Origin of the sequence: Pseudohoeflea suaedae (genome assembly GCF_004354915.1) — a bacterium.
Lineage (GTDB): Bacteria > Pseudomonadota > Alphaproteobacteria > Rhizobiales > Rhizobiaceae > Pseudohoeflea > Pseudohoeflea suaedae.
Genome location: NZ_SMSI01000002.1, coordinates 152639 through 175741, shown reverse-complemented (window position 1 = coordinate 175741; position 23103 = coordinate 152639). Strand labels below are relative to the sequence as shown.

Genomic DNA, 23103 nt, shown 5'->3' with positions numbered 1-23103 from the left:
ATACGAACAACCGAAGCACCTTTTTCTGGATATCGGAGACGCGGTCCGGAACGGAACCGGAGACCGCGCCCGAACGCTCGGAACAGGATTACATATCCTGGTAGACCGGCCCCTCGCCGCCCTGCGGCGGCACCCAGTTGATGTTCTGGTTCGGGTCCTTGATGTCGCAGGTCTTGCAGTGCACGCAGTTCTGCGCGTTGATCACGAAGGTGTCCTTGCCGTCTTCCTCGACCCACTCATAAACGCCCGCCGGGCAATAGCGGGTGGACGGGCCGGCGAACACGTCGTGCTCGGAGCGCTTCTGCAAGTCCATGTCCTTGACCTGGAGGTGAACCGGCTGGTCTTCCTCATGGTTGGTATTGGACAGGAACACCGAAGACAGGCGGTCGAAGGTCAGTTCGCCGTCGGGCTTTGGATAGTCGATGGGCTTGTGGTTGGCAGCCGGCTCGAGGCAGGCATGGTCGGGCTTTCCATGCTTCATGGTGCCGAAGGGCGAAGCGCCGAACAGCGTATTCAACCACATGTCGAGACCGCCCAGCATCACGCCGCCGATGGTGCCGAACTTCGACCATAGCGGCTTGACGTTGCGGACCTTCCTGAGGTCCTTGCCGATGGAGGAGTCGCGCCACGCGGCATCATAGCTGTCCAGCGTGTCATGGGACCGACCGGCGGAAATGGCTTCCACCATGTGCTCGGCGGCAAGCATGCCCGAGAGCACCGCATTGTGCGAGCCCTTGATACGCGGCACGTTGACGAAACCGGCCGAGCAGCCGATCAGCGCGCCGCCCGGGAAAGCCAGCTTCGGCACCGACTGGAAACCGCCTTCGGAAATTGCGCGCGCGCCGTAGGAGACGCGCTTTGCCCCCTCGAAGACCGGGGCGATGGACTGATGGGTCTTGAAGCGCTGGAATTCCTGGAACGGCGAGAGATAGGGGTTCTTGTAGTTCAGGTGGACCACGAAGCCCACGGCGACGAGGTTTTCGCCGAAGTGATAGAGGAACGAGCCGCCGCCGGTCTTCCTGTCGAGCGGCCAGCCGAAGGAGTGCTGCACCAGACCGGGTTTATGGTTCTCCGGCTTGACCTCCCAGAGTTCCTTCAGGCCAATCCCGTATTTCTGCGGCTCCCGCTCCTCGCCGAGTTCGAATTTCTCGATGAGCTGCTTGGCGAGCGAGCCGCGCACGCCCTCGCCGATGAGCACATATTTGCCCAGCAGCGCCATGCCCCGGGCATAGGCACCACCGGGCTCGCCGTCACGCCCCACGCCCATGTCGCCGGTGGCGACGCCGATCACTGCGCCCTCGTCATTGTAGAGCACTTCGCTCGCCGCGAAACCGGGATAGATCTCGACGCCGAGCGCTTCCGCCCGGCCTGCGAGCCACTTGCAGACATTGCCCAGCGAGACGATGTAATTGCCGTGATTGCTCATCAGCGGCGGCATCATGAAATTGGGCAGCCTGATCGAGCCGGCCGGTCCGAGAACGAGGAAACGATCGTCGGTCACTTCGGTCTGGAAAGGATGGTCCGGGTCGTCCCGCCAGTCGGGGATCAGCTTGTCGATGCCGACCGGATCGACCACCGCGCCGGAAAGAATGTGAGCGCCGACCTCGCCACCCTTTTCAAGCACGACCACCGTCAGCTCGGGATCGAGCTCCTTGATACGGATTGCCGCCGACAGCCCCGCCGGGCCCGCGCCGACGATGACGACGTCGAATTCCATGCTTTCGCGTTCTGGGAGCTCCATTCCACTATCCTCTTCCCTGCTTCCAGGCACCCTCTCTTCCAAGGCGCTGTCTCACCTCAACCAGATGATGCTCTTTCTCTGGCAAATGCAGGTACATATGTCGAGCAGCTTCACAAGCGGGAACGCAACAGTACCGGCATTCTTCGCCTACCAGTATCTGACGTGTACGTAAATGTCAGCTTTCGCCGAGGATGGCCGGCGGAAACGAGCTAGAAGCCGGCAATATCCGCAAGGCGCTCGAGGTGGGGCACGCTGACATGGCGGTTGTTGCGAACCTCGATGACGCCTTCCTTGCGCAGCTTGGTCAGCTGGCGGCTCACCGTCTCTATCGTGAGGCCGAGGAAATCGGCGATGTCCGCGCGCGTCAGCGGCAGATCGAACTCGGCGGACTCGCCGTCGTTCTCCGGATCGGAATTTGTGGCAATGAGAAGCAGGAAGCTCGCCACCTTCTCGGCCGCTGTCTTGCGTCCGAGCGTAACCATCCAGTCGCGCGCCTCGTCGAGTTCCTTGAGCGTCTGCTCGAGAAGCTTGTGCTCCAGCTCCGGGCTTTCCGACATCATCTTCTCAATGACCGGGCGGGGGAACGAGCAGACGCTGACATCCGTCGCCGCTTCCGCCGTCAGCGCACTTTCATTCTTGAAGGGTCGCCCGAGGAAGTCGGGAGCAAACTGAAGGCCGACGATCTGCTGGCGTCCGTCCGCCAGCATTTTCACGAGCTTCACCACTCCGCCGATGATGTTGGAATAACTCGAGGCCGTCAGGCTTTCGCCCATAAGTTCGGTGCCCGAACCGAGCTTCTTGCGGCTGGCGGATTTGCTCAGCGACTGCAGCTGTGACGGCGACAGTGCGCCACAGACGCCGCGATGCCGCGCCTCGCAGGCCTTGCAGAGGACCGGGACGTCGGAGTTGTGGATGTCCTTGCGTATGGCGTCCATCACTCTCACTCTCTTTGCGTGCGTAAACTTCTAATAACCCAAAAAACCGCGCATTCAAATCAATGCGCGCATTCTCGCCCGCCAAAGCCTGCCGCTCATCCGGGCTTTGATCGACATCAATGCATTTAACATCCCTGCCCGGCATGTGTGACGGACCGCCAACAGGAATTTCCGAGCATGCACAAAGATCTCGTCCAGCGCCATGCGGGCCCCGCGCCGCGTTATACAAGCTACCCCACCGCTCCGCACTTCCACGGTGGCGTCGACGCAGCGACATACGGTCGCTGGCTCCGCGCGCTCAAGCCCGGCCAGACACTCTCGCTTTATGTCCACATTCCCTATTGCGACCGGCTTTGCTGGTTCTGCGGCTGCACCACGAAACAGACGCTGCGCTATGATCCGCTGACCAGTTACCTCGCCGCGCTCAAACACGAGATCGACACGATTTCGGATCTCGTCGATCCCGGCTGCCGTGTCACCGCCCTGCACCTGGGCGGCGGCTCGCCGACCATGCTGAAGCCCGAGGACATGATCGCCCTTTCGGATCTGCTGCGCAGCCGCTTCGATTTCGCAGCCGACGCCGAGATATCGGTGGAGATGGATCCCAATGACCTCGATGGCCCGCGTTACGACGCGCTTGCCGAGATCGGCCTGACCCGCGCGTCGATCGGCGTGCAGGATTTCGACGAGAAGGTGCAGAAGGCGATCAACCGGCTGCAGAGTTTCGAGCAGACAAGGGAAGTGATCGAGCAGGTGCGCGCGCGCGGCGTCAAATCCGTCAACTGCGATGTCCTCTACGGCCTGCCCTACCAGACCCGCGAATCGGTCCACCGGACACTCGAGCAGGTTCTGTCGTTCAGGCCGGACCGGATCGCTCTCTTCGGATACGCCCATGTACCGTGGATGAAGACGCACCAGAAGATGATTCCCGATGAAGCGCTTCCGGATGTGACCGAGCGTTTCGCCCAGATGAACCATGCCGCCGCGCAGGTCACCGCCGCGGGCTACGCGGCCATCGGCATCGACCACTTCGCGCTGCCCGACGACAGCCTTGCCATCGCAGCGGCGTCGGGCACAATGCGCAGGAACTTCCAGGGCTACACGGTCGATTCGGCCGATGCCCTGATCGGCCTCGGCGCCTCGTCCATCGGTCAGACGACCGAAGGCTATGTTCAGAACGTCGCGGCGACCGCGGAATATCAGCGCCGCGTCAACGAGGGACGTCTGGCGACCGAACGCGGGTTCGAACTCCGGCTCGAAGACCGTGTCCGCGGGCGGGTCATCGAACTTCTCATGTGCGATTTCGCCTTTTCCTTCGCCGAACTCACACAGGAATTCGGCCGCGATGCCAATGAAGTGATTGAGGAAGCAATCAAGCTGGCGGAAACCGGAAATGACGGTCTGGTCGAACTGACCGACGGAATTTTCCAGCTGACCGAGAAGGGCCGCCCGTTTGTCCGCACCGTTGCGTCGGCCTTCGACACCTACCTGCAGACCGGCAAAGCGCGGCATTCGCTGGCTGTTTGAGCAAAGCCTGAAGAAGGCGCGGGGAAAGCTGATCTCCGCGCATTCTCCCCATTGGCTTTTGGTGCGGTTTTTTCTATAGCTTGCCGCAAATCGCACGACCAACAGGGAAAAAGCGCGTGACCGCTACATTCGACAAGGTCGCCGACATCATCGCTGAGACCAGCGAGATTGATCGCGACACCATTACGCCCGAGAGCCACACCATCGACGATCTGGGTATCGACAGCCTCGACTTCCTCGACATCGTGTTTGCGATCGACAAGGAATTCGGCATCAAGATCCCGCTCGAGCAGTGGACTCAGGAAGTCAACGACGGCAAGGCCTCCACCGAGGAATACTTCGTCCTCGGCAACCTCTGCACCAAGATCGACGAACTCCGCGCCGCCAAGGGTTGAGGCGCGGATCCGGCATGCTGCTCGAATATTTTCAGATGATCGACAAGGTGGTTGCCTTCGAAGGCGACCCCGGACGTCTGACGGCGCACAGCACCGTGCCGGCTGAAAGCACGGTATTCGAGGGGCACTTCCCGGGCATGCCGATCGTTCCCGGCGTGCTTCTGGTCGAAACCATGGCGCAGGCCGGTGGCTTCATGATCATCGGCCGCAGCGGCTTTTCGGTGATGCCCTTCCTCATGTCGGTCGACAAGGCCAAGATGCGGGACTTCGTAAAGCCTGAAACCGAACTGGTCGTGGAAGCGGAACTGCTACACGAAGGTTCGGGTTTCGCCGTCACCAAGGGCAAGATCACATCGGCGGGCAAAACCCTCGCCGATTGTCAGCTCAAGTACCGTACCATACCCTTCGACCAGACACCGCTGGCGGACGTGATCCGCAAACGCGCTTCTGAAATCGGGCTCGACGCACTGGCTTGAGCCGGAGCCCAAACCGGGTTCTGAAACCCGGTCAATGAAGCTGGAGGTCAGTTATGAGCAACGCAGCCACGGATGTCGTCATCACCGGCATCGGCATTGTCACCTCTCTCGGAATCGGCCGCGAGGCCCACGAAAAGCTTCTGACCGGCACCGCGCCGATCAAGCCCGTCGTCGACAATTCCTGGGAGCCGCACTACGCCGCCCATCCCCTGCCCGAGATCGACTGGTCCGAACAGATTCCCCGTCGCGGCGACCAGCGACAGATGGAAAACTGGCAGCGCCTCGGCGTCTTCGCAGCCGGACTGGCGCTCGACGATGCCGGCCTCAAGGATAATGAGGAAGCCTGCGCCACCATGGACCTGATCGTGGCGGCCGGCGGTGGCGAGCGCGATATCAGTGTCGATACGCTGATCGTCGAGGAATCGCGCAAGGTCAACGACCGCGAGGTCATGCTCAACGAGAAACTGATGACGGAATTGCGCCCGACGCTGTTCCTCGCCCAGCTTTCCAACCTGCTCGCAGGCAACATCTCGATCGTCCACAAGGTTACCGGCTCGTCGCGCACGCTGATGGGCGAAGAAGGCGCCGGCATCTCGGCCTTCGAAACCGCACGCGCACGCATCGCCGCGGGCCAGTCGACACATTGCCTCGTGGGCGGCGCATTATCCGCAGCGCGTGCCGACCTGCTGCTGATGACCGAGTCCTCCGGCGTTGCCGACGACCGGCAGGGCAATGCAGAGGATCCGTCTTCCGTCGCGCCGAACGGCGTCGTCTTCGGATCGGCAGGCGCATTCCTCGTTCTGGAATCCCGCGACCATGCAGAAGCGCGCGGCGCGACCATCTATGCCACGCTCGATGAAGTCGAAGGCGACCGCGGCTCCCGCGAGGAAGGCAAGCTCGAGGAGCGCCTGTCGCGTCTCGCCGACAGGGTCGCGGCCGATGCAGGGTCTGTCGAACTCGTCATCTCCGGCGCCGCCGGCGAGCCGGTGATGGCCGCCCGCGAGGAGAACTGGCTGAAGGAGCGTTTCTCCGCCGCCCGGCTGCGCCGCCAGGCCATCGCCTTCGGTCACGGTGTGGAAGCGCAATTCCCTCTCGCCATCGCGCTGGGCGCCATCGCGGTTTCCGCCGGAGCGCCGATTGCCCGCTTCTCCGCTGAAGGCGAAAAGGAAATGCCCGCAGCACCCAAAACAGCTCTTGTCACCGCCCTGGGCTTCCAGCGCGGCGAAGGCATGGCACGCCTGTCGAAAGCAGGGTGAGGGAGATCGTCATGACATCGAAATTCACCGATCATCTGGGCCGCCCCATCGTCGCCGTTACCGGCATGGGTGTCCTCACCTCTCTCGGCGAGGGCGTCGAGGAGAACTGGAAAGCGCTCACCTCCGGCAAGTCGGGCATCCACACGATCACCCGCTTTTCGACCGAACACCTGTCGACCACCATCGGCGGCACCGTGGAATTTCTCGATATTCCTGCGTCCAACGCCGTCGAACGGTCGCATGCCATGGCCCGCAAGGCAGCCACGGAGGCACTCGCCCAGGCCGGTATCTCGGGCGATTTCGACGGACCGCTCTTTCTGGCGGCCCCGCCCGTCGAGCCGGAATGGTCGGCGCGCTTCGAACTCGGCGATCGCGTGCCGGAAGCGGCCCGCGAAGGCAATGCCTATACGCAGTTCCTGTCCGTTCTGCGCGAAAAGCCGGATCTGGCAATGCATGAAGCCATGCTGTTCGGCACCATCTCCGAACGCCTGGCCGATGATTTCGGCACCCGCGGGCTGCCGGTCACCCTCTCCACCGCCTGCGCTTCGGGCGCCACGGCGATCCAGCTGGGCGTGGAGGCCATCCGTCAGGGCCGCACGAGCCGCGCGCTCGCTGTTGCCACCGACGGCTCGGTGACCGCCGAAGCCCTGATCCGTTTCTCGCTTCTCTCGGCTCTTTCGCGGCAGAACGACAGGCCCGAGAAAGCCTCCAAACCCTTCACCAGGGATCGCGACGGCTTCGTCATCGCCGAAGGCGCCGCAACGCTCGTTCTCGAATCGCTCGAAAGCGCCATTGCCCGCGGCGCCAAGGTGCTCGGCATTCTCGCCGGTTGCGGCGAGAAGGCAGATTCCTTCCACCGCACCCGCTCCTCGCCCGACGGCAGCCCGGCGATCGCCACCATCCGTGGCGCGCTGGAAGACGCCGGGCTCGATGAAAGCGGCATCGGCTACATCAACGCCCACGGCACCTCGACGCCCGAAAACGACAAGATGGAATATCTCGCCATGTCCGGCGTCTTCGGCGACCATCTCAAGTCGATCCCGGTCTCCTCCAACAAGTCGATGATCGGCCACACGCTGACCGCGGCCGGCGCGATCGAGGCCGTATTCTCGCTGATGACGATTGCCACCGGCACCCTGCCGCCAACGATCAATTATGACAATCCGGATCCGGCGATCGAGCTCGACACGGTCCCCAACGTCAAGCGCGATCAGGCCGTCACCTCGGTGTTGTCCAACTCGTTCGGCTTCGGCGGGCAGAATGCCTGCCTTGTCATGACGGCCGAACCCGCTTAATCGGACCATCGAAACGTTTTTGACTTTGACCAAACCGCCGCACGCCCGGCGGGGGAGCTGACATGCAGGCACTTCAACTCATCGAGGACCGCAAGCTTGAACTCGTCGACGTGGCCGACCCCGAGGCCCCGGGCCTCGGCGAAGTCACCGTCAGGATCGGCGCGGTCGCCCTCAACCACATCGACGTCTGGGGCTGGCGCGGCATGGCGTTTGCCAAGCGCAAGCTGCCGCTCACCATCGGCGCGGAAGCCGCAGGTGTGGTCGAGACCGTCGGCCCGGGCGTATCCAACCTGCAGCCCGGCCAGATCGTCTCTATCTACGGCGCGCGCACGTGTGGCCTGTGCCGCCCCTGCCGCGAAGGCCGGGACAATCTCTGCGAACATGTTTCGGGCGTCCACGGCTTCCATCTCGACGGCTTTGCCTGTGAGCGCGTGAACCTTCCGGCCCGCCTTCTGGTGCCCGCACCTCCCGGTGTCGACGCGGTGGCCGCCGCCCTCGCACCCGTCACTTTCGGCACCGTGGAGCACATGCTCTTCGACAACGCCAAACTGGAGCCAGGCGAACATATCCTCGTTCACGCCGGCGGCTCCGGCATCGGCTCGGCGGCGATCCAGCTTGCCAAGAAGATCGGCTGCACGGTTTACACCACCGTCGGCTCGGACGAGAAGATCGAGCCGGCCAAGGCGCTCGGCGCCGATCATGTCATCAACTACCGCACCGACCGCTTCGAGGGCGTGTTGCGCAAGCTCACCAAAAAGCGCGGCGTGGATGTCGTCTTCGAACATGTCGGCAAGGACACCTGGGCCGGATCGATGTTCTCGCTCAAGCGCGGCGGTCGTCTGGTAACCTGCGGCTCCACCTCCGGCGTGTCGACCGACGTCAACCTGATGATGCTCTTCCAGCAGCAACTCCGGCTTATCGGCTCCTTCGGTTGCCGCATGGAGAACATGGCCAATGCCATGCAGAAGATGGCTTCGGGCCTCGTTCATCCGGTCATCGACACCGAGGTCGATTTCAAGTCGATCGACAAGGCCCTGGCCCGCATGGAAACCCGCGATGTGTTCGGGAAAATCGTGCTGCGTATGGAGTGATCCGCCGCATGCGTAGCAAGCTTCCCCACCCGTTGATCGTCAAGACCTTCGTGATCATCCGCAGGGTGCGGCACTGGCTCGTGGGTACGACCGTCATCAGCCTGCTGAAGCTTGCTTCGCTGTTTCCCGCCGACCCCACCATCAACGTGGTCGACTGGCTCGCGCGACGCATCGGGCCGAAGACGTCGCGCCACAAGCTCGCGCTCTATAATCTCGCCCTGGCCTTCCCGGAGAAGACGGCGGAAGAGCACGAGCAGATCGCCCGCGACATGTGGGGCAGCATGGCGCGGCTTGGGGTGGAATATGTCTTCCTCGACAAGATTTTCGATCTCAACATCGAAAATCCGTCACAGGGGCGTGTCGAGGTGAAGGGCGTCGATATCTTTGCCAGGCTGGTTGACGAGAAGAAGCCCTTCATCGTCTTCACCGCGCATACCGGCAATTTCGAGCTTCTGCCGATCGGTGCGGCTGCGTACGGTCTGGAGGTCACCGCCCTCTTCCGTCCGCCCAACAACCCCTATATCGCCAGACACGTCCTGTCGGCACGGCGCACGCATATGGGCCATCTCGTGCCGTCGCGCGCAGGTGCAGCCATTGCGCTCGCCCGCCGACTGGATGACGATGGCGGCGTCGGCATGCTTGTCGACCAGAAGTTTCAGCGCGGCGCCAAGACGACCTTCTTCGGCCACGCTGTGCAGACCAATCCGCTTCTCGGCAAGCTCGCCCGCCAGTTTAACTGCAGCGTCTACCCGGCCCGCTGCGTCCGTCTTCCCGGCGGTCGCTTCAGGCTCGAGATCGAGCCGGAGATCGAAATCCCGCGTGCCGAGGACGGTCGCGTCGACGTCCCGGCCACCTGCCAGCTTCTCAACGACAAGGTCGAGGAATGGGTGCGGGAATATCCCGGCCAGTGGCAATGGTTCCACGACCGCTGGGCGATCAAGCGCAAATTGCGGAAACGAAAATGAAAAAGGCGCCACACGGCGCCTTTGGTCTGTCGTTCCCGGCGCTTGCCGTCAGTGATTGATCACGATGCGGATCTTGGAGCGACCGTTGCGCTCGACCATCGAGAAAAACGTTGCCGCATTGGCCGTATGCAGGCGGATACAGCCATGCGAGGCCGGACGGCCCAGGCGGCTGACCTGATTGGTCCCGTGAATGGCATAACCACCACGGAAGAACACGGCGTATGGCATTGGCGCGTTGTTGTATTTGCGCGAGCGATGGTGCTTGGACAGCCATTTCGGCGAATAGGTTCCCGTCGGCGTGCGGTAGCCCTTGCGGCCGGTGGAAACCTTCCAGCGATATTTCACCACGCCATTCTGCGTGACGGTCATCGTCTGCGACGAGATGTCGACATTGGCCACTATGCGGGCGGCAAAGGCCGATGTCGCAGACATCAGCATTCCTACGGTTATCGCCCCTGCAAGAAGAAGTTTTTTCATCCCACTCTCCCGTTTGATGCTCAAATTGCCCCATCGGCGAGAGTATCGTTGCGGGATGATCAAATAAAGTTAAATCGAGACATCCAGGTTGATTGAAAAGATCAAGCCGTTGATTTCGTTAGAAGCTTGCAAGCGCCAGCATTAACAGAAACACGGCAACAAGCTGAATTTCGGTCGATCTGAGGCCGATCCGGACCGCTTTTTCGATCATGTCCGGCCCGGCCCGGCGAGTGCCTGCGCCATTCAGGCAAGCCGCGCTGACGGCCAGATCGCCATACCGGCGCGGACCGCCCAGCGCCAGCCCCAGGGCACCCGCGACGGCTGCTTCCGGCCAGCCCGCATTGGGCGATCGGTGCAGACCGGCATCCTGCAGGGCCACGCCAGCCGCATTGCGCGCAGCGTCGTATCCCTCGGCCAGCCACGTTCCCGCAACGAGGATCAACGCCGAAAGGCGCGCGGCTGGCCAGTTCATCACATCGTCGAGTTTCGCGGACGCCCGTCCGAAATCGCGGTACGTCGCATTCAGGTGTCCGATCATGGAGTCGGCCGTATTGACCGTCTTGTAGGCCAGGAGACCCGGCAACCCGCCGATCAGGTACCAGAGCGCCGGCGCGACGACGCCGTCGGAAAAGTTTTCCGCGAGGCTCTCGATCGCCGCGCGGCAGACATCCGAGCTGTCGAGCGCCTCCGGATCACGACCGACGATCATCGAGACGGCCCTGCGCCCTCCCTCAATCCCACCGGTGCGCAGGCCCTCGGCAACCGCCACCACGTGATCGAACAGGCTCTTCTGCGCAAGAAAGATGGACACGACGATGGCTTCAATCGCCAAGCCCGCCCAGCCGAACAGGCCGAAGAGATCGGACAGAAGCCAGCCGGCCGCCACCGAGATCGCCACCAGTCCCGCAATCGCGACGAGACCGCGCCGCCTGCGCGTGGCAGCGGGGACGGCCGGCTCGTTGAAGGAGCGGTCCGCAAATCCGATCATCGCGCCGATCAGGACCACCGGATGCGCCATTCTGCGCCACAGCCAGTCGGGGTCGCCGACCAGCCTGTCGATGAGCAAAGCGAGAAAGAGGATGCCCAGCCGGATCACGGTTTGAGCGCCTTGAGAGCCGAAGCCAGACGCGCCCCCTCCACGGCGTTCGCGACCAGCCCCAGCCGCAGCAGGCGTGGCGAGTGATCGAAGGCGCGCGCAAGAATACGATGGCCCGCAAGGGCGTCGCGGGCTGCCGCGCCGTCACCGACGTCGAGCAGGACGAACAGCGCGGTCTGCCCGACGACCGGAATGCCGGATTTGCCGACGGCCTCTGCCGTCAGCGACTGGCAGCGCTCGATTTCGTTCCGCTGCAGGGCAATTCTCTCCGGCGAAGAGAAGGCATGGGCCGCGATCTCGAGCGCAGGCCCTGAAACCGGCCACGGACCCAATGCCTCCGAAAGCGCGTCCGCCATTCGCCGGGACGCAAAGGCAAAGCCGAGCCGCACTCCGGCCAAGCCGAAAAACTTGCCGAAGGAGCGCAAGACCATTAGCCCGGCAATGCCTCCTGTCCGGCCCACGGCACTGACCTCCGGATGACAGTCGGCAAAGGCCTCATCGACGATGGTCAGCCGGCTTCCTCGTGAATGGGCGAAATCCGCCAGCTCGTCAGCCGCCAGGCGGCGGCCGTCGGGATTGTTGGGATTGGCGAGAACCACCGCATCGGCATCCTGCGCCGCGTCGAGCGAGACGACGGTGCGCACGGAGAAGCCGGCGCGTGTGAATGCGGCCTCGTATTCGCCGTATGTCGGCGCGAGTATGGCGACATCGCTGGCCCCGGGCCTTGCGAGACGGGCAAGCAAAGGCAGCTGCTGAATCGCCGCCTGGCTGCCCGGCGTGATCACCGGATCGGTCGCGCCGCCGTAATGGATGCGGGAAAGTTCAGCGACGCGACGCGTCAGCGCGGGATCGGGCAGCCGCCGCCAGCTGTCGGGGGAGAAATCCGGCAGCGGAAAACTGACCGGGCTTATCCCTGTCGACAGGTCCAGCCAATCCTCCCGGCTTCCGCCATGGAGCGCGATGGCGTCGAGAAGCGCTCCGCCGTGATCGATCACCGCGATACCCTCATGCTTCCATGTCGATGACATGCATGTAGGAGCCGGCGACGTTGCCGCGCCGGAGGCCGGTTTTCGGCAATTCGTTGCCCTCGGCATCGATCGACGAGAACAGCGCCTCGCCCGCCCCTTCCTCGACCACGGTCGAATAATGAAACTCGTGCGCTCTGAGCGGCATCGGCCAGATGAAGTCCGGTTCAGCCTGTATCCGGCGATAGCCAAGGCTCCGCCTGCGCTCCGCATAACTCGTCATCAGAGGCAAGGCACCGAGCATTTCGTGACGGGTCCCTTCGGCATCGATCAGCCCCTCGCCCAGCACCATGTAGCCGCCGCACTCGCCATACACACGGACGCCGCGCGCGACAGCCTGCGTCATCCCGTCCTTGAAGGTCGCGGCACCTGCTATCCGGCCCGCATGAAGCTCGGGATACCCACCCGGAAGAAAGACCGCATCCGCGTCCTCGGCAGGCGCTTCATCGGCCAGCGGCGAGAAGAAGCTCAGCTCCGCGCCGCGCCGCCGCCAGCTGAGCAGCATGTGTTCGTAGGAAAAGGCAAAGGCCAGGTCGCGCGCGATGGCGATCCTTTGACCGAGCGGCGGCAACCTCAGAATATTGGCAGGCACCTCGAAGGGCGTCCCGAGCCTTGCCAGTTTCCCGATCCTGCCGACATCGACATGACGCTCGATCCGGACGGCAGCCGCGTCGACGAAGGCTTCCAGATCGGTGTTTTCCCCGGCCTGCACAAGTCCCAGATGCCGCTCGGGAACAACCAGCGCCTCATCCCGCGGCATCGCGCCGAGACAATCGACATTGGCGTGTTCGAGAGCCGATCGCAGCATCCGCTCGTGGCGCTCGCTGCCGACCCGGTTGAGGATCACGCCGCCGATATAGAGGTCCGGCGAGAAGTCGGAAAAGCCCCTGGCAATGGCCGCGACCGAATGGGAGAGCTTGGCGCAGTCGATGACGAGGATCACGGGCAGGCCAAGAAGCCGCGCCAGATCCGCCGATGAGCCGGTTCCGTCGGCGGCGCCGTCGTAAAGCCCCATCATCGCTTCGAGAACGAAAATGCGCCCGCCCTCTGAGGCAAGGCTCGCATTGGCGCGGAGAAAGTCCGGCCGCATCGCCCACGGGTCGTAATTCATGCAGACGGCGCCGGAGGCGACCGAATGAAAGGCCGGATCGATATAATCGGGTCCCGCCTTCGCCGGCGCCAGCTTTTCGCCGCGCCTCTTGAGCGCACGCAACAGCCCCAGCGTTATCGTCGTCTTGCCCGAACCCGACTGGGGCGCGGCCAGCATTACACCCTTCATGCGCTGTCCTTCTGCTCGACCGCACGGGTGCCGAGCGGGTCCGGCGTCAGCGTCTTGCCCGACAATGCGCCGAGCCAGTCGAATGCCTTGCGGAATTCGACCACCTTGCCGACCACCACGATCGCCGGTGGTTCGAGGCCGGATTCCGCGAGATCCGCGGCCGCCCGGCCGAGCGTGGTTTCGAGCACTTTCTGATCGGCGGTCGAGGCGTCGGTCACGAAGGCCACCGCTTCGCCGGCGTCGCGGCCGGCTTCCATCAGGCGGTTTGCAATGGCGTCGAAATGCTTCATCGCCATGTACATGACGATCACCTGGCTTCCGCGCGCCACGCCTTGCCAATCGATCCCGTCGGGAACCGCGCCGCTGGAATTGTGCCCGGTGAGGAATGTGACGGTGTGATTGGTCTCGCGATGGGTGACGGGGATTCCGGCATAGGCCAGTCCGCCGATGCCCGCGGTGATCCCCGGAACGATGCGGAAGGGTATGCCGTGCTCGACGAGTGTCAACGCTTCCTCGCCGCCGCGCCCGAAGACGAACGGGTCGCCGCCCTTGAGCCGCAGGACCTTTCGGCCCTGCTTCGCGAGTTCGACCAGACGATAGGAAATGTCGCGCTGCCTGGCGGAAGGCTTGCCGCCACGCTTGCCCGCATATTCGATCTCGGCGCCCGGCTTGGCGAGCCCGAGACAATCATTGCTCACGAGCGCATCATGAACGATAACATCGGCTTGCGACAGCGCGTTGACCGCGTGAAGCGTCAAGAGCCCCGGATCGCCCGGCCCCGCGCCCACCAGCCAGACTTCGCCCGGCTTCATGTCCGGCAGGTTCCGGGTGATATGTCCCAGTCCGTTTTCCATCTGGTCGACGATCGCTCCTTATCGCTTTCCGGTCTATCGCGCGGGCGCTATATCGGCAATCGCACAATAGGAATAATGTGACCCGCATGAGGGAGAAAAACCGACAGGAGACGACGGAATCCGGCAGCGAGCTGAGGCGCGGCTGGACGACGGGCGCCTGCGCAACGGCCGCCACCAGGGCGGCCCTGACCGCGCTCCTGACCGGTCGGTTCCCCGATCCCGTCACGATTACCTTGCCGCGCGGCCAGACGCCGTCCTTCGCACTTGCCCGCGAAACCCTGGGCCGGGATGAAGCCATGGCCGCCATCGTCAAGGACGCGGGCGACGACCCCGATGTCACCCATGGCGCAACGATCGTCGCCACCGTGCGCAGAGGCCGGCCCCGGACGGGCGTCGTCTTCCGGGCCGGCGAAGGTGTCGGCATGGTCACCCTTCCCGGCCTGCCTGTCGATCCCGGCCAACCGGCGATCAACCCGGTGCCCCGCCGGATGATGACGGAGACGGTCGAAACCGTCAGCGCCGAACATGGCGTGGCGCCCGATTTCGAGATCGAGATTTCCGTTCCGGGTGGCCAGGCGCTTGCCGACATGACGTGGAACCCGCGCCTCGGCATCAAGGGCGGATTGTCGATCCTCGGCACCACCGGCATCGTCAATCCCTTCTCCTGTTCGGCCTGGATCCATTCCATCCATCGCGGTATCGATGTCGCCCGCGCAGCCGGTCTCGAGCACGTTCTCGGCTCCACCGGCTCGACCTCGGAGAAGACCGCACGGGACCTTTTCGGGCTGCCGGATATCGCCTGTCTCGACATGGGCGATTTCGCTGGCGGACTGCTCAAATATCTGCGCCAGCACCCGCTGCCGCGGCTGACGATCGCCGGCGGTTTCGCCAAGCTCTCCAAGCTCGCCCAGGGCGCGCTCGACCTCCATTCAGGCAGAAGCCAGGTCGACATGGAGTGGCTTGCGGACAGGGCCGGACCAAACTTGAATCAAAGCGTGAGGAAGAGGATTCTGTCTGCCAATACCGCGCTTGAAGCCCTTGAATTGACTCGCGAAGAAGGCATCGACCTCGCTGCTGCCATCGCGCGAGATGCCCGCATGACCGCACTCGAGACGCTGCGCGAAGCCCCGGTCGCGGTCGATATCCTTGTAACCGACAGGCAGGGCAACATCCTCGCGCAATCCGGGGCCGATCGTGACTGAGACCATCCTCATCCTCGGCGGCACACGGGAAGCGGCGGAGCTCGCCGCGCGTCTCGTCATCGCCCGCCCCGATGCCCGTCTCGTCACGTCGCTGGCCGGCCGGACGAAAGAGCCGTCGCCCCTTTCGGGCGAGGTCCGCATCGGCGGCTTCGGTGGCGCCGAGGGGCTCGCGCAGTGGCTGACGGAAAACCACGTCTCCCTCTTCATCGACGCCACCCATCCCTTCGCAAAGACGATATCCGACAATGCGGTGGAGGCGGCCGGCATCTCCGGCGTGCCGCTCTACCGGCTCGCCCGCCCGAGCTGGTCAAGGGAGGATGGCGACAGGTGGATCGAGGTCGAAAGCCTGGAAGCGGCGCGCGACGCCATTCCACCGCGTGCCCGCGTTTTCCTCGCGCTCGGCTCCCAGCATATTGCCGCCTTCGAGGACCGCGATGACGCCCATTTCGTCGTGCGCATGATCGACCAGCCCGAGCGGAAGCCGGACCTGCGCCACCACACGCTGGTGCTCGGACGCCCCGGCGACAATGCAGCGGTGGAAACGATCCTCTTTCTCAGCCACGCAATCACCCACATCGTCTGCCGCAATTCGGGAGGCAAGGCGGGCTACGCCAAGATCGAGGCCGCCCGCCGGATGGGCCTGCCGGTGATCATGATCGAACGCCCCGTCTCGTCCAGGGACGGCTACGCGACGATCGACGATCTCATCGCGGCACTTCCCTAGGCGGACGCTTTCTTCTTTTTCCCGACATTCCGCAGAACGTGGGAATAGTCGGCATTGTAGAGATCGCTGTCACGGAACGCGACGTCGCCGAACACCTTGCCGACCAGTATGAGCGCGGTGCGGGTGATCTTGTGCTTGCGCACCTCGTCCTTCATTCCGGCAAGCGTCGTGCGGATGAAGAGCTCGTCCGGCCAGGTCGCGCGATAGGCGATCACCACCGGGCAGTCGTCGCCGTAATAGGGCTCGAGCGCGCGGCGGACGTAATCGAGATTGCGGATGGACAGATGGATCGCGAGCGTCGCCTTCGACTGGCCGAGAATTTCGAGCTGCTCGCCCTCGGGCATCGACGACGCCTTCATGCCGGTTCTGGTGATGATGACCGTCTGGGCGATCTCCGGCAGTGTCAGCTCCGTCGAAAGCCGCGCGGCGGCACCGGCGAAGGCCGGCACGCCGGGCACCACCTCGTAATCGATGCCGAGATCGTCGAGACGGCGCATCTGTTCGGCGATTGCCCCGTAGATCGCGGGATCACCCGAATGAACCCGCGCAACGTCCTGCCCCGCGGCGTGAGCGGCTTCCATCTCGGCGATGATCGCGTCGAGATGCATCGGCGCGGTGTCCATCACCCTGGCGCCTTCCGGCGCGGCCTTGACGATCTCTTCGGGGACGAGCGACCCGGCGTAAAGACAGACCGGGCAGCGCTCGATCAGCCTGAGCCCGCGCACGGTGATGAGATCCGCGGCGCCGGGGCCCGCTCCGATGAAATAGACGGTCATTCAGCCGCTCCCTTCAATTCTGTCGCCGGCTTCATGGCGCTGCCTTCCTTCCGGGCATAGCCGCGCGGCGTGTAGACCCAGTCGCGCCCGTCGCCTGTCCGGGTGACGGACGTATTGGACGAGCCGACGATGACGACGGTCAGCATGTCCACATCATCGACCTGCAGATCACCGAGGGGCACCACGCGCACGGCTTCGCCCTCGCGCCCGAGATTGGTGGCGAGGATGACCGGCGTCGAGGCCGGGCGGTGATTGAGCAGCTCGTCGCGCGCCCAGGCAAGCTGTGTGCGCCGCTTCCGCGAGACCGGGTTGTAGAAGGCGATGACGAAATCGCCCTCGCCCGCCGCCTTGACCCGGCGCTGGATATCGTCCCAGGGGGTCAACAGATCCGACAGCGAGATGGTGCAGAAATCATGTCCCAGCGGCGCGCCCGCGCGAGCGGCAGCTGCCTGCAGCGCGGAGATGCCGGGACTGCACTTGATCGAAATCCTGCGCGCGGCATCGGTAAGCCCGTCCTCGCCGCCCGCCTTTTCGAGAAGTTCGAACACGAGCGTCGCCATGGCGTAGATCCCGGCATCGCCCGAACAGACGAGCGCCACCGACTTGCCCTGGCCCGCCAGCTCCATGGCGTGGTGGACGCGCGCCTCTTCCCTGCCGAGATCGAAATCATGCCGCGCCTTGCCCTCTGCGAGCGGACCGAGCAGATCGAGATACAGCGAATAGCCGACGATATCCGTCGCCTCGCCCACCATGCGACTGACCTCCGGCGAGCGCCACCCCTCCGCCCCCGGACCGATGCCGACGACGAAGAGCTTTCCCCGCGGGCGCCCTTTGAGTGCGCTCTCTGCAAGCACCTCGCGCGATCTCGCGATTGCCACTGTGGCACGCCTGCTCTTGATCTTCGCGACAGCCAGTTCGCCATCCGTACCGACGCTGGCAAGCGCAGCCCCTTCCGCCACACCGTGGCAGCCGACTTCTGCAAACACCACATCAGACGGGGTTGCCAGCCGTGGCGTCTCCGCCTCCAGCTGCTCGGCGCCGAAGAAACGCGCCGGCACGCCGAAATGGCCTGCAACCGCGTGAATGGCAGCCTCATCCGCCTTGAGATCAAGTGAGGCAATCGCCGCAACCGATTCTGCCGACAGGCCATTTTCCGAAAGCGCCCTCTCGGCAAGGACAATCGCTTCCGCCGCCTCGCAGCCCCGCTCGCAGCCCATGCCGAGCACCAGGGTCGCCGGATGGTAGACGAGTTCGAGATCGCCCGCATGGTGGGCGCACTCGGTGAGCGTGAGCGTCACGGCCCCGTCCTCCGCAAAGGGGAGCGAAGAAGTCCGAAGCCAGGCGCCGGCGTCCTCCAGAGATGTCCTGCCGGGGATTGAAGGGAGAACGGCCAATCGCGCAGATGCGCCCGCGACCAGTTCGGCCATCACGGCCTTTGCCGCGTCGGGATTGCCCAGACGATAGCCTTCCGGCGGCGCATCGAGCGCGATGCCGAAGCGCAGGTCACCAGCGGTGGTGACGGCGGCTACTCCCGCAAGCGCCGCGGCGATCTCCCGCGCCAGATCATTGGCTCCGTGATGACCGCCCAGAAGCGGCACCGCAACGGAGCCGTCCTCGGCGACCGCGATCACCGGCGGTTCGGCGTGCTTGTCGGCAAGCGCCGGAGCGAGAAGCCGGATCACCGCACCGGCAGCCATGACGGCGACGATCGGGCGTCCTGCGGCAAAGAGCGTCCGAAGATGCGTTCCGGCATCATCGAACGCGACATCGCAGCCGCCCACGCGTCGCTCGAGCGCGTGGATCTCGCCACTAATTGCAGCCCGGATGCGGTTGGCCACCGGCAGGGCCGAAGCCGAGAGAATGACGATCGCGGTCTTCGAGTTCATGTCTGTGCCTCTGCCTGCGCGGCCGGTTTCGCCCAGCTCTCCGCGCCCTTGTAGATCAGGATGATCGAGAAATAGGGAGCCGTGTCGCCGCTCACCTCGGCCAGCGGCATTACCCGCTCGCCCGCCAGCGTCACCCGCTCCGCATAAACTGCTTGAGCCGTCAGATTCATTTTCTCGATCAGCGCGCGCAAGCGATTGAAATGACGACCTACTTTCATGATCGCGACAGCCCCGGAAGCATCGATGCGCGCCGCGATCTCGTCGTCCGGAAGCGGCCCCGGGATGACCGTGAGAACGTCGTTGCGGGCCGACAGCGGGCGACCGGAGGCAGCGCCCGCCGCCATGATCGAGGAAACGCCCGGCACGATTTCGGTCTCGTGATGACCGGCCAGGCGCTCGAAGAGATACATGAAGGAGCCGTAGAAAAACGGATCGCCCTCGCACAGGACCGCCACGTCCCGGCCTGCGTCGAGATGGGCCGCGATCTCTTCGGCTGCACGGTCATAGATTTCCTGCGCGGGAAATCGCTCGACGCGCATGGGCACCCGGATCGCGATCTCGACCTGCCCGCCCGGAAGATGGCCGGCGGCAATCGAACGGGCAAAGCTGTCGCCCTCCTCCGGCGCCGGCCATGCGATCACCGGAACGGATGTCAGAATGCGCAGCGCCTTGAGCGTGAGAAGTTCCGGATCGCCGGGACCGAGCCCGACGCCGTACAGTTTGCCAGTCATCCGAAAGCCTTTCTGACCGACCACAGGGTCACCGGCATCATCGGCTTCCAGCCCATGAACCGCCCGACCGGCTCGGCGCGACTGACCTGAAGACGAACCAGTTCACCGCCGAAATGCTCTCGCAGCGCGAAAATCCGCGCCTCGCTCTCGACCGTCACGGCATTGGCGACCAGTCGTCCGCCCGGTTTCAGCGCGGCCCAGGCGGCTTCGAACACGCCCTCCTCGCTCATGCCTCCGCCGATGAAGACGGCATCCGGCGCTTCGAGCCCCTCAAGCACCAATGGGGCTTCGCCGTGGCGGATGTCGAGCGTCGGCGTACCGAGCGCCATGGCGTTGGCGGCGATCCGTTCGACGCGTTCGGCATCGGTCTCCATGGCGACGGCCCTGGCGCCGCGTGCGGCCCGCATCCATTCGATCGCGATCGATCCATTGCCCGCGCCGACATCCCACAGGAGCGCGCCGGGCATCGGCCCGAGATGCGCGAGCGTGGCCGCCCGGATCTCGCGCTTGGTGAGCTGTCCGTCATGCTCGAACGCGTCGTCCGGCAAGCCGGGGACGGGTGACAGGCAAGCCGCATCAGGGTCGGCGATACAATCCACCGCCAGCGTGTTGAAGGCAGCGAATTCCGCCGAGCCAGACCGGATGTCCCGCGCGGCCATCTCGACGATCTTTTCGCGTCGTCCGCCCATATGCTCGAGAACAGCGATCCGCGAGCCGCCGAAACCGCGCGCGACGAGAATATCCGCCGCCTCGCAGATCGTCCGCCCGGTAGAGGTGAGCGCAATGATCCTGTTGCCTGGCTGCAGATGGGCGGCAAGCGCGTGAACAGAGCGCCCGTGCAGCGAAATCATCGCCACCTCCTGCTGCGCCCAGCCAAGCCGGGCAGCGGCCAGCGAGAAGGCAGAGGGCGTGGGGATCACGCGAATCTCGTCGGCACCGATATGACGCATCATCGTCGCCCCGATGCCGAAATGCATCGGGTCGCCGGTGGCCAGGATGGTGATCGGCTCACCCCGCCTTTCCAGCAGCAGTTCGATGGTCTGCCTGACGCCGAACGTCCAGGGGATCACCTCGCGATCTCCGGCATCGATTTCCGCGAGCACGCGCGCGGGCGCGATCACCGTCCGGGCGGCATCGAACAGGGCACGCGCAGGCGGCGCCAGGCTGTCGAGACCGTTGTCGCCGACACCGAGCAATGTGAGCCAGGGCATGACGCCATCTTGAGTGCTCATGTCAGCCATGTCCTTCCAGTCCGGCCGCAAGGGCATTGAGAGCGGCGGCCGCGATTGCCGAACCGCCACGCCGTCCCCTCACCGCGATGAACGGCACGCCGCGCGGATTGGCGATCAGCGCATCCTTGGATTCCACCGCCCCGACGAAGCCGACCGGGGCGCCGATGATGGCCGCAGGCATCGGGGCGCCTTCATCGATCCGCTCCAAGAGCCGGAACAGCGCGGTCGGCGCATTCCCGATGACCACTACCGCACCTTCGAGCTGAGCGTCCCATAGCTCGACCTGGGCTGCCGAGCGCGTCGTGCCGGCCAGCCTTGCCCGTTCCGCGACCCGTGGGTCGGACAGCGCGCACAGCACAGCGTTCTCGGCCGGCAGCAGACGCCCGATGATGCCGTGCCTCACCATTTCGACGTCGCAGATAACCGCGCCGCCCTTCACGAGCGCGGCCTGCCCGGCTGCGGCGAATTCCTCCGAAACCACGATGTCACCGGCAAGATCGGTCATCCCGCAGGCATGGATCATCCGGACGACGATATTGGCTGTCGCGGTGTCGAAGCGAGACAGCTCCGCCTCGGCACGGATGGTGGCGAAGGACTGGCGATAGATCTCCGCCGGATCGGTGATATAGCCGGCCGCCATGGTCACGTTTTCGGCTTTTCCATCGACCTGGGCCCGTGCGGATGATCCGCATGCGGATAGGGATGATGGTGATGATCGTGCCCGTGGGAATGATCATGATGGTGGGAATGGTCGTGAGAATGCCCGTGATCATGCCCGTGATCATGATCGTGAGAATGACCATGATGGTGGTGGTGGTCATGGTCATGGTCATGATGGTGATGGTCGTGCACCGGCTCGAGCGGACCGGGCTCGGCATGGCTGTGCACCGGCGTCCATGGAAGGCCGTGCTTGCGGCAGAAATCCTCGTCGCGGCAGGAGGCATCGCAATCGCCGCCGCAGGGGCAGTTTTCCAGCCCCCCGCCAATGCCCTCGACATGGTGGTGGTGGCTCTCCTGCGGCAGCCCGACTTCCGCCTCGAAGCCGAGCACCTGCTCGCGGTACTTGCACATCTGGCAGTTCATCAGCGCCTGGCCTTCGACGATCTCCTTCACCCGATCCTGAAAGGTGTCGAGCACCAGCGGATGGTCGTTGAGATAGGGTGCCTTGACGAATTCGATGTCCGGGTGCTTCGCCGCCACCTCGTCGGTCTGCGAATAGATGCGCTTGACCAGAACGCCGGTGAACAGGAAATACGGGAAGACGATGATGCGTTTGTAGCCGAGCTTCGCCGCATGTTCGAGGCCGGGCCCCACAAGCGGGAACGTGACACCCGAATAGCAGGTCTCGCCCCAGCCGAAGCCGAAGCCTTCCCAGAGCATCCGCATTAACTTGGCAACATTGGAGTTGGCGTCAGGATCGGAGGCGCCACGGCCGACCACCATCAGCATGGTGTCGTGGATTGCCACCTCGCCGCGATCGCGATTGGCAGCATCGAGCGCTTCCTGGATACGCTCGCCGGCAGCGCGGATCATTTTCAGATCGATCCCGAGCTCGCGACCATATTCGATCGTCATGCCGGGGTTTTGCGCCTGATAGGTGTTGAGCACGCTGGGGATGTCGTTCTTGGCGTGACCGGCGGCAAACAACATGCCGGGAACGGCCAGCACCCGCTCGACGCCGACCGAGCGCAGCCTGTCGAGACCATCCGCGATCACCGGGTTGCAGAATTCGAGATAGCCGTACTCGACAGGCATGTCGGGATAGCGGGCGCGCAGGCCTTCCGCGACCGTTGCAAATTCGCGGGCTGCGTTCTGGTTGCGGCTGCCATGGCCGCAGACCATGATTCCCGTCTTTGTCATCTCACGCTTCCTTCAGGCGCGGTTTGCGCGCGTTCGGTTGTCGATCCCGATGAATGAATGCGTGATCTGGGAACAAGAGCCATTCCGCGTGTCCGCGTCCCCATCGGGCGTCGTTTGCGTACGCAACGCCGGGCCGGCCCGCGATCACAGGGTTCGCCGACCAGGAAACCGAACCGGACAGCCCCGGACTTGACCCTTGAAATAAGTCGGCCGCACCGGGATATCTCTCAGCCTGTTTTCAGGCGCCGTCGCACATGGGGACGGACATTAGGCATGCCGC

The 23103-nt window shown here is 64.2% G+C and carries 22 protein-coding genes; 9 read left to right on the top strand and 13 right to left on the bottom strand.

The features are described 5' to 3' along the window. Nucleotides 1-88 precede the first annotated feature (88 nt). The gene (locus E2A64_RS10870) at nucleotides 89-1741 is read right to left on the bottom strand and encodes an electron transfer flavoprotein-ubiquinone oxidoreductase (RefSeq protein WP_133284520.1); all 1653 of its coding nucleotides are present in this window, start codon (nucleotides 1739-1741) and stop codon (nucleotides 89-91) included. A 209-nt stretch (nucleotides 1742-1950) separates the two neighbouring features. Next, nucleotides 1951-2676 (bottom strand): Crp/Fnr family transcriptional regulator, encoded by a 726-nt coding sequence (locus tag E2A64_RS10865; RefSeq protein ID WP_133285028.1) that lies wholly within the window; start codon nucleotides 2674-2676, stop codon nucleotides 1951-1953. Nucleotides 2677-2853: 177 nt separating this feature from the next. Here E2A64_RS10865 and hemN point away from each other — a divergent pair, with 177 nt between their 5' ends. From hemN to E2A64_RS10830, 7 genes are all read left to right on the top strand, one after another. Further along, entirely contained in the window at nucleotides 2854-4203 is a 1350-nt protein-coding gene (hemN, locus tag E2A64_RS10860; RefSeq protein ID WP_133284519.1) for an oxygen-independent coproporphyrinogen III oxidase, read from the top strand. Between the two features lie 116 nt (nucleotides 4204-4319). Continuing rightward, complete coding sequence (locus tag E2A64_RS10855) at nucleotides 4320-4598, top strand: acyl carrier protein (RefSeq protein ID WP_133284518.1); 279 nt, start codon at nucleotides 4320-4322, stop codon at nucleotides 4596-4598. A gap of 14 nt (nucleotides 4599-4612) precedes the next feature. Next, nucleotides 4613-5074 (top strand): 3-hydroxyacyl-ACP dehydratase FabZ family protein, encoded by a 462-nt coding sequence (locus tag E2A64_RS10850; protein WP_133284517.1) that lies wholly within the window; start codon nucleotides 4613-4615, stop codon nucleotides 5072-5074. 53 nt (nucleotides 5075-5127) lie between these two features. Beyond that, the gene (locus E2A64_RS10845; RefSeq protein WP_133284516.1) at nucleotides 5128-6330 is read left to right on the top strand and encodes a beta-ketoacyl-ACP synthase; all 1203 of its coding nucleotides are present in this window, start codon (nucleotides 5128-5130) and stop codon (nucleotides 6328-6330) included. An 11-nt stretch (nucleotides 6331-6341) separates the two neighbouring features. Beyond that, nucleotides 6342-7625 (top strand): beta-ketoacyl-ACP synthase, encoded by a 1284-nt coding sequence (locus E2A64_RS10840; RefSeq protein WP_133284515.1) that lies wholly within the window; start codon nucleotides 6342-6344, stop codon nucleotides 7623-7625. Nucleotides 7626-7687: 62 nt separating this feature from the next. Continuing rightward, on the top strand, nucleotides 7688-8716 hold the full coding sequence (locus tag E2A64_RS10835; protein WP_133284514.1) for a zinc-binding dehydrogenase: 1029 nt from the start codon (nucleotides 7688-7690) through the stop codon (nucleotides 8714-8716). 8 nt (nucleotides 8717-8724) lie between these two features. Then, the gene (locus tag E2A64_RS10830; protein WP_133284513.1) at nucleotides 8725-9681 is read left to right on the top strand and encodes a lipid A biosynthesis lauroyl acyltransferase; all 957 of its coding nucleotides are present in this window, start codon (nucleotides 8725-8727) and stop codon (nucleotides 9679-9681) included. A 48-nt stretch (nucleotides 9682-9729) separates the two neighbouring features. On the opposite strand, the gene E2A64_RS10825 is transcribed toward E2A64_RS10830, so the two are convergent. The 5 genes from E2A64_RS10825 to cobA all read right to left on the bottom strand — a co-directional run bounded on the left by E2A64_RS10825 (nucleotide 9730) and on the right by cobA (nucleotide 14412). After that, entirely contained in the window at nucleotides 9730-10158 is a 429-nt protein-coding gene (locus E2A64_RS10825; protein WP_133284512.1) for a L,D-transpeptidase, read from the bottom strand. Nucleotides 10159-10276: 118 nt separating this feature from the next. Then, on the bottom strand, nucleotides 10277-11254 hold the full coding sequence (gene cbiB, locus E2A64_RS10820) for an adenosylcobinamide-phosphate synthase CbiB (RefSeq protein WP_133284511.1): 978 nt from the start codon (nucleotides 11252-11254) through the stop codon (nucleotides 10277-10279). After that, a complete protein-coding gene (locus E2A64_RS10815; protein ID WP_158285742.1) occupies nucleotides 11251-12282 on the bottom strand; it encodes a threonine-phosphate decarboxylase in 1032 nt (343 codons plus the stop codon). The genes cbiB and E2A64_RS10815 overlap by 4 nt, the downstream gene beginning before the upstream one ends. Then, nucleotides 12260-13558 (bottom strand): cobyrinic acid a,c-diamide synthase CobB, encoded by a 1299-nt coding sequence (locus tag E2A64_RS10810; protein WP_133284509.1) that lies wholly within the window; start codon nucleotides 13556-13558, stop codon nucleotides 12260-12262. The genes E2A64_RS10815 and E2A64_RS10810 overlap by 23 nt, the downstream gene beginning before the upstream one ends. After that, entirely contained in the window at nucleotides 13555-14412 is an 858-nt protein-coding gene (cobA, locus tag E2A64_RS10805) for a uroporphyrinogen-III C-methyltransferase (protein WP_133284508.1), read from the bottom strand. The genes E2A64_RS10810 and cobA overlap by 4 nt, the downstream gene beginning before the upstream one ends. An 86-nt stretch (nucleotides 14413-14498) precedes the next feature. On the opposite strand from cobA, the gene E2A64_RS10800 reads away from it, so the two are divergent. Both E2A64_RS10800 and E2A64_RS10795 read left to right on the top strand, forming a co-directional pair. Then, the gene (locus E2A64_RS10800; protein WP_133284507.1) at nucleotides 14499-15614 is read left to right on the top strand and encodes a cobalt-precorrin-5B (C(1))-methyltransferase; all 1116 of its coding nucleotides are present in this window, start codon (nucleotides 14499-14501) and stop codon (nucleotides 15612-15614) included. Beyond that, nucleotides 15607-16338 carry a cobalt-precorrin-6A reductase gene (locus E2A64_RS10795; RefSeq protein WP_133284506.1) on the top strand — a complete coding sequence of 244 codons (732 nt, stop codon included), beginning with the start codon at nucleotides 15607-15609 and terminating at the stop codon, nucleotides 16336-16338. The genes E2A64_RS10800 and E2A64_RS10795 overlap by 8 nt, the downstream gene beginning before the upstream one ends. Here E2A64_RS10795 and cobM read toward each other — a convergent pair. The 6 genes from cobM to E2A64_RS10765 are packed head-to-tail and all read right to left on the bottom strand — an operon-like array spanning nucleotide 16335 to nucleotide 22823. Continuing rightward, nucleotides 16335-17114, bottom strand: coding sequence for a precorrin-4 C(11)-methyltransferase (gene cobM, locus E2A64_RS10790; RefSeq protein ID WP_133284505.1), 780 nt, complete (start codon nucleotides 17112-17114; stop codon nucleotides 16335-16337). The two genes, E2A64_RS10795 and cobM, sit on opposite strands and share 4 nt — an antisense overlap. Then, entirely contained in the window at nucleotides 17111-19000 is a 1890-nt protein-coding gene (cobJ, locus tag E2A64_RS10785; RefSeq protein ID WP_133284504.1) for a precorrin-3B C(17)-methyltransferase, read from the bottom strand. The genes cobM and cobJ overlap by 4 nt, the downstream gene beginning before the upstream one ends. Further along, the gene (cobI, locus tag E2A64_RS10780) at nucleotides 18997-19731 is read right to left on the bottom strand and encodes a precorrin-2 C(20)-methyltransferase (RefSeq protein ID WP_133284503.1); all 735 of its coding nucleotides are present in this window, start codon (nucleotides 19729-19731) and stop codon (nucleotides 18997-18999) included. The genes cobJ and cobI overlap by 4 nt, the downstream gene beginning before the upstream one ends. Then, nucleotides 19728-20963 carry a precorrin-6y C5,15-methyltransferase (decarboxylating) subunit CbiE gene (cbiE, locus tag E2A64_RS10775; protein ID WP_244598249.1) on the bottom strand — a complete coding sequence of 412 codons (1236 nt, stop codon included), beginning with the start codon at nucleotides 20961-20963 and terminating at the stop codon, nucleotides 19728-19730. Before cbiE ends, cobI begins: the two co-directional genes overlap by 4 nt. Before the next feature lies 1 nt (nucleotide 20964). After that, a complete protein-coding gene (locus E2A64_RS10770) occupies nucleotides 20965-21603 on the bottom strand; it encodes a precorrin-8X methylmutase (protein WP_133285027.1) in 639 nt (212 codons plus the stop codon). Nucleotides 21604-21605: 2 nt separating this feature from the next. Then, complete coding sequence (locus tag E2A64_RS10765; protein ID WP_133284501.1) at nucleotides 21606-22823, bottom strand: sirohydrochlorin chelatase; 1218 nt, start codon at nucleotides 22821-22823, stop codon at nucleotides 21606-21608. Nucleotides 22824-23103: the final 280 nt, after the last annotated feature.

Bases quoted from the DNA above. Each gene is read 5' to 3' on its own strand.
- E2A64_RS10815 (WP_158285742.1), bottom strand. From the start codon at position 12,282: ATGTCATCGACATGGAAGCATGAGGGTATCGCGGTGATCGATCACGGC.
- E2A64_RS10810 (WP_133284509.1), bottom strand. From the start codon at position 13,558: ATGAAGGGTGTAATGCTGGCCGCGCCCCAGTCGGGTTCGGGCAAGACG.
- cobM (WP_133284505.1), bottom strand. From the start codon at position 17,114: ATGACCGTCTATTTCATCGGAGCGGGCCCCGGCGCCGCGGATCTCATC.
- E2A64_RS10830 (WP_133284513.1), top strand. From the start codon at position 8,725: ATGCGTAGCAAGCTTCCCCACCCGTTGATCGTCAAGACCTTCGTGATC.
- cobI (WP_133284503.1), bottom strand. From the start codon at position 19,731: ATGACTGGCAAACTGTACGGCGTCGGGCTCGGTCCCGGCGATCCGGAA.
- cbiE (WP_244598249.1), bottom strand. From the start codon at position 20,963: ATGAGCACTCAAGATGGCGTCATGCCCTGGCTCACATTGCTCGGTGTC.
- E2A64_RS10835 (WP_133284514.1), top strand. From the start codon at position 7,688: ATGCAGGCACTTCAACTCATCGAGGACCGCAAGCTTGAACTCGTCGAC.
- E2A64_RS10845 (WP_133284516.1), top strand. From the start codon at position 5,128: ATGAGCAACGCAGCCACGGATGTCGTCATCACCGGCATCGGCATTGTC.
- E2A64_RS10870 (WP_133284520.1), bottom strand. From the start codon at position 1,741: ATGGAGCTCCCAGAACGCGAAAGCATGGAATTCGACGTCGTCATCGTC.
- hemN (WP_133284519.1), top strand. From the start codon at position 2,854: ATGCACAAAGATCTCGTCCAGCGCCATGCGGGCCCCGCGCCGCGTTAT.
- cobJ (WP_133284504.1), bottom strand. From the start codon at position 19,000: ATGAACTCGAAGACCGCGATCGTCATTCTCTCGGCTTCGGCCCTGCCG.
- E2A64_RS10765 (WP_133284501.1), bottom strand. From the start codon at position 22,823: ATGACAAAGACGGGAATCATGGTCTGCGGCCATGGCAGCCGCAACCAG.
- E2A64_RS10865 (WP_133285028.1), bottom strand. From the start codon at position 2,676: ATGGACGCCATACGCAAGGACATCCACAACTCCGACGTCCCGGTCCTC.
- E2A64_RS10850 (WP_133284517.1), top strand. From the start codon at position 4,613: ATGCTGCTCGAATATTTTCAGATGATCGACAAGGTGGTTGCCTTCGAA.
- cobA (WP_133284508.1), bottom strand. From the start codon at position 14,412: ATGGAAAACGGACTGGGACATATCACCCGGAACCTGCCGGACATGAAG.
- E2A64_RS10825 (WP_133284512.1), bottom strand. From the start codon at position 10,158: ATGAAAAAACTTCTTCTTGCAGGGGCGATAACCGTAGGAATGCTGATG.
- E2A64_RS10770 (WP_133285027.1), bottom strand. From the start codon at position 21,603: ATGGCGGCCGGCTATATCACCGATCCGGCGGAGATCTATCGCCAGTCC.
- E2A64_RS10840 (WP_133284515.1), top strand. From the start codon at position 6,342: ATGACATCGAAATTCACCGATCATCTGGGCCGCCCCATCGTCGCCGTT.
- E2A64_RS10800 (WP_133284507.1), top strand. From the start codon at position 14,499: ATGAGGGAGAAAAACCGACAGGAGACGACGGAATCCGGCAGCGAGCTG.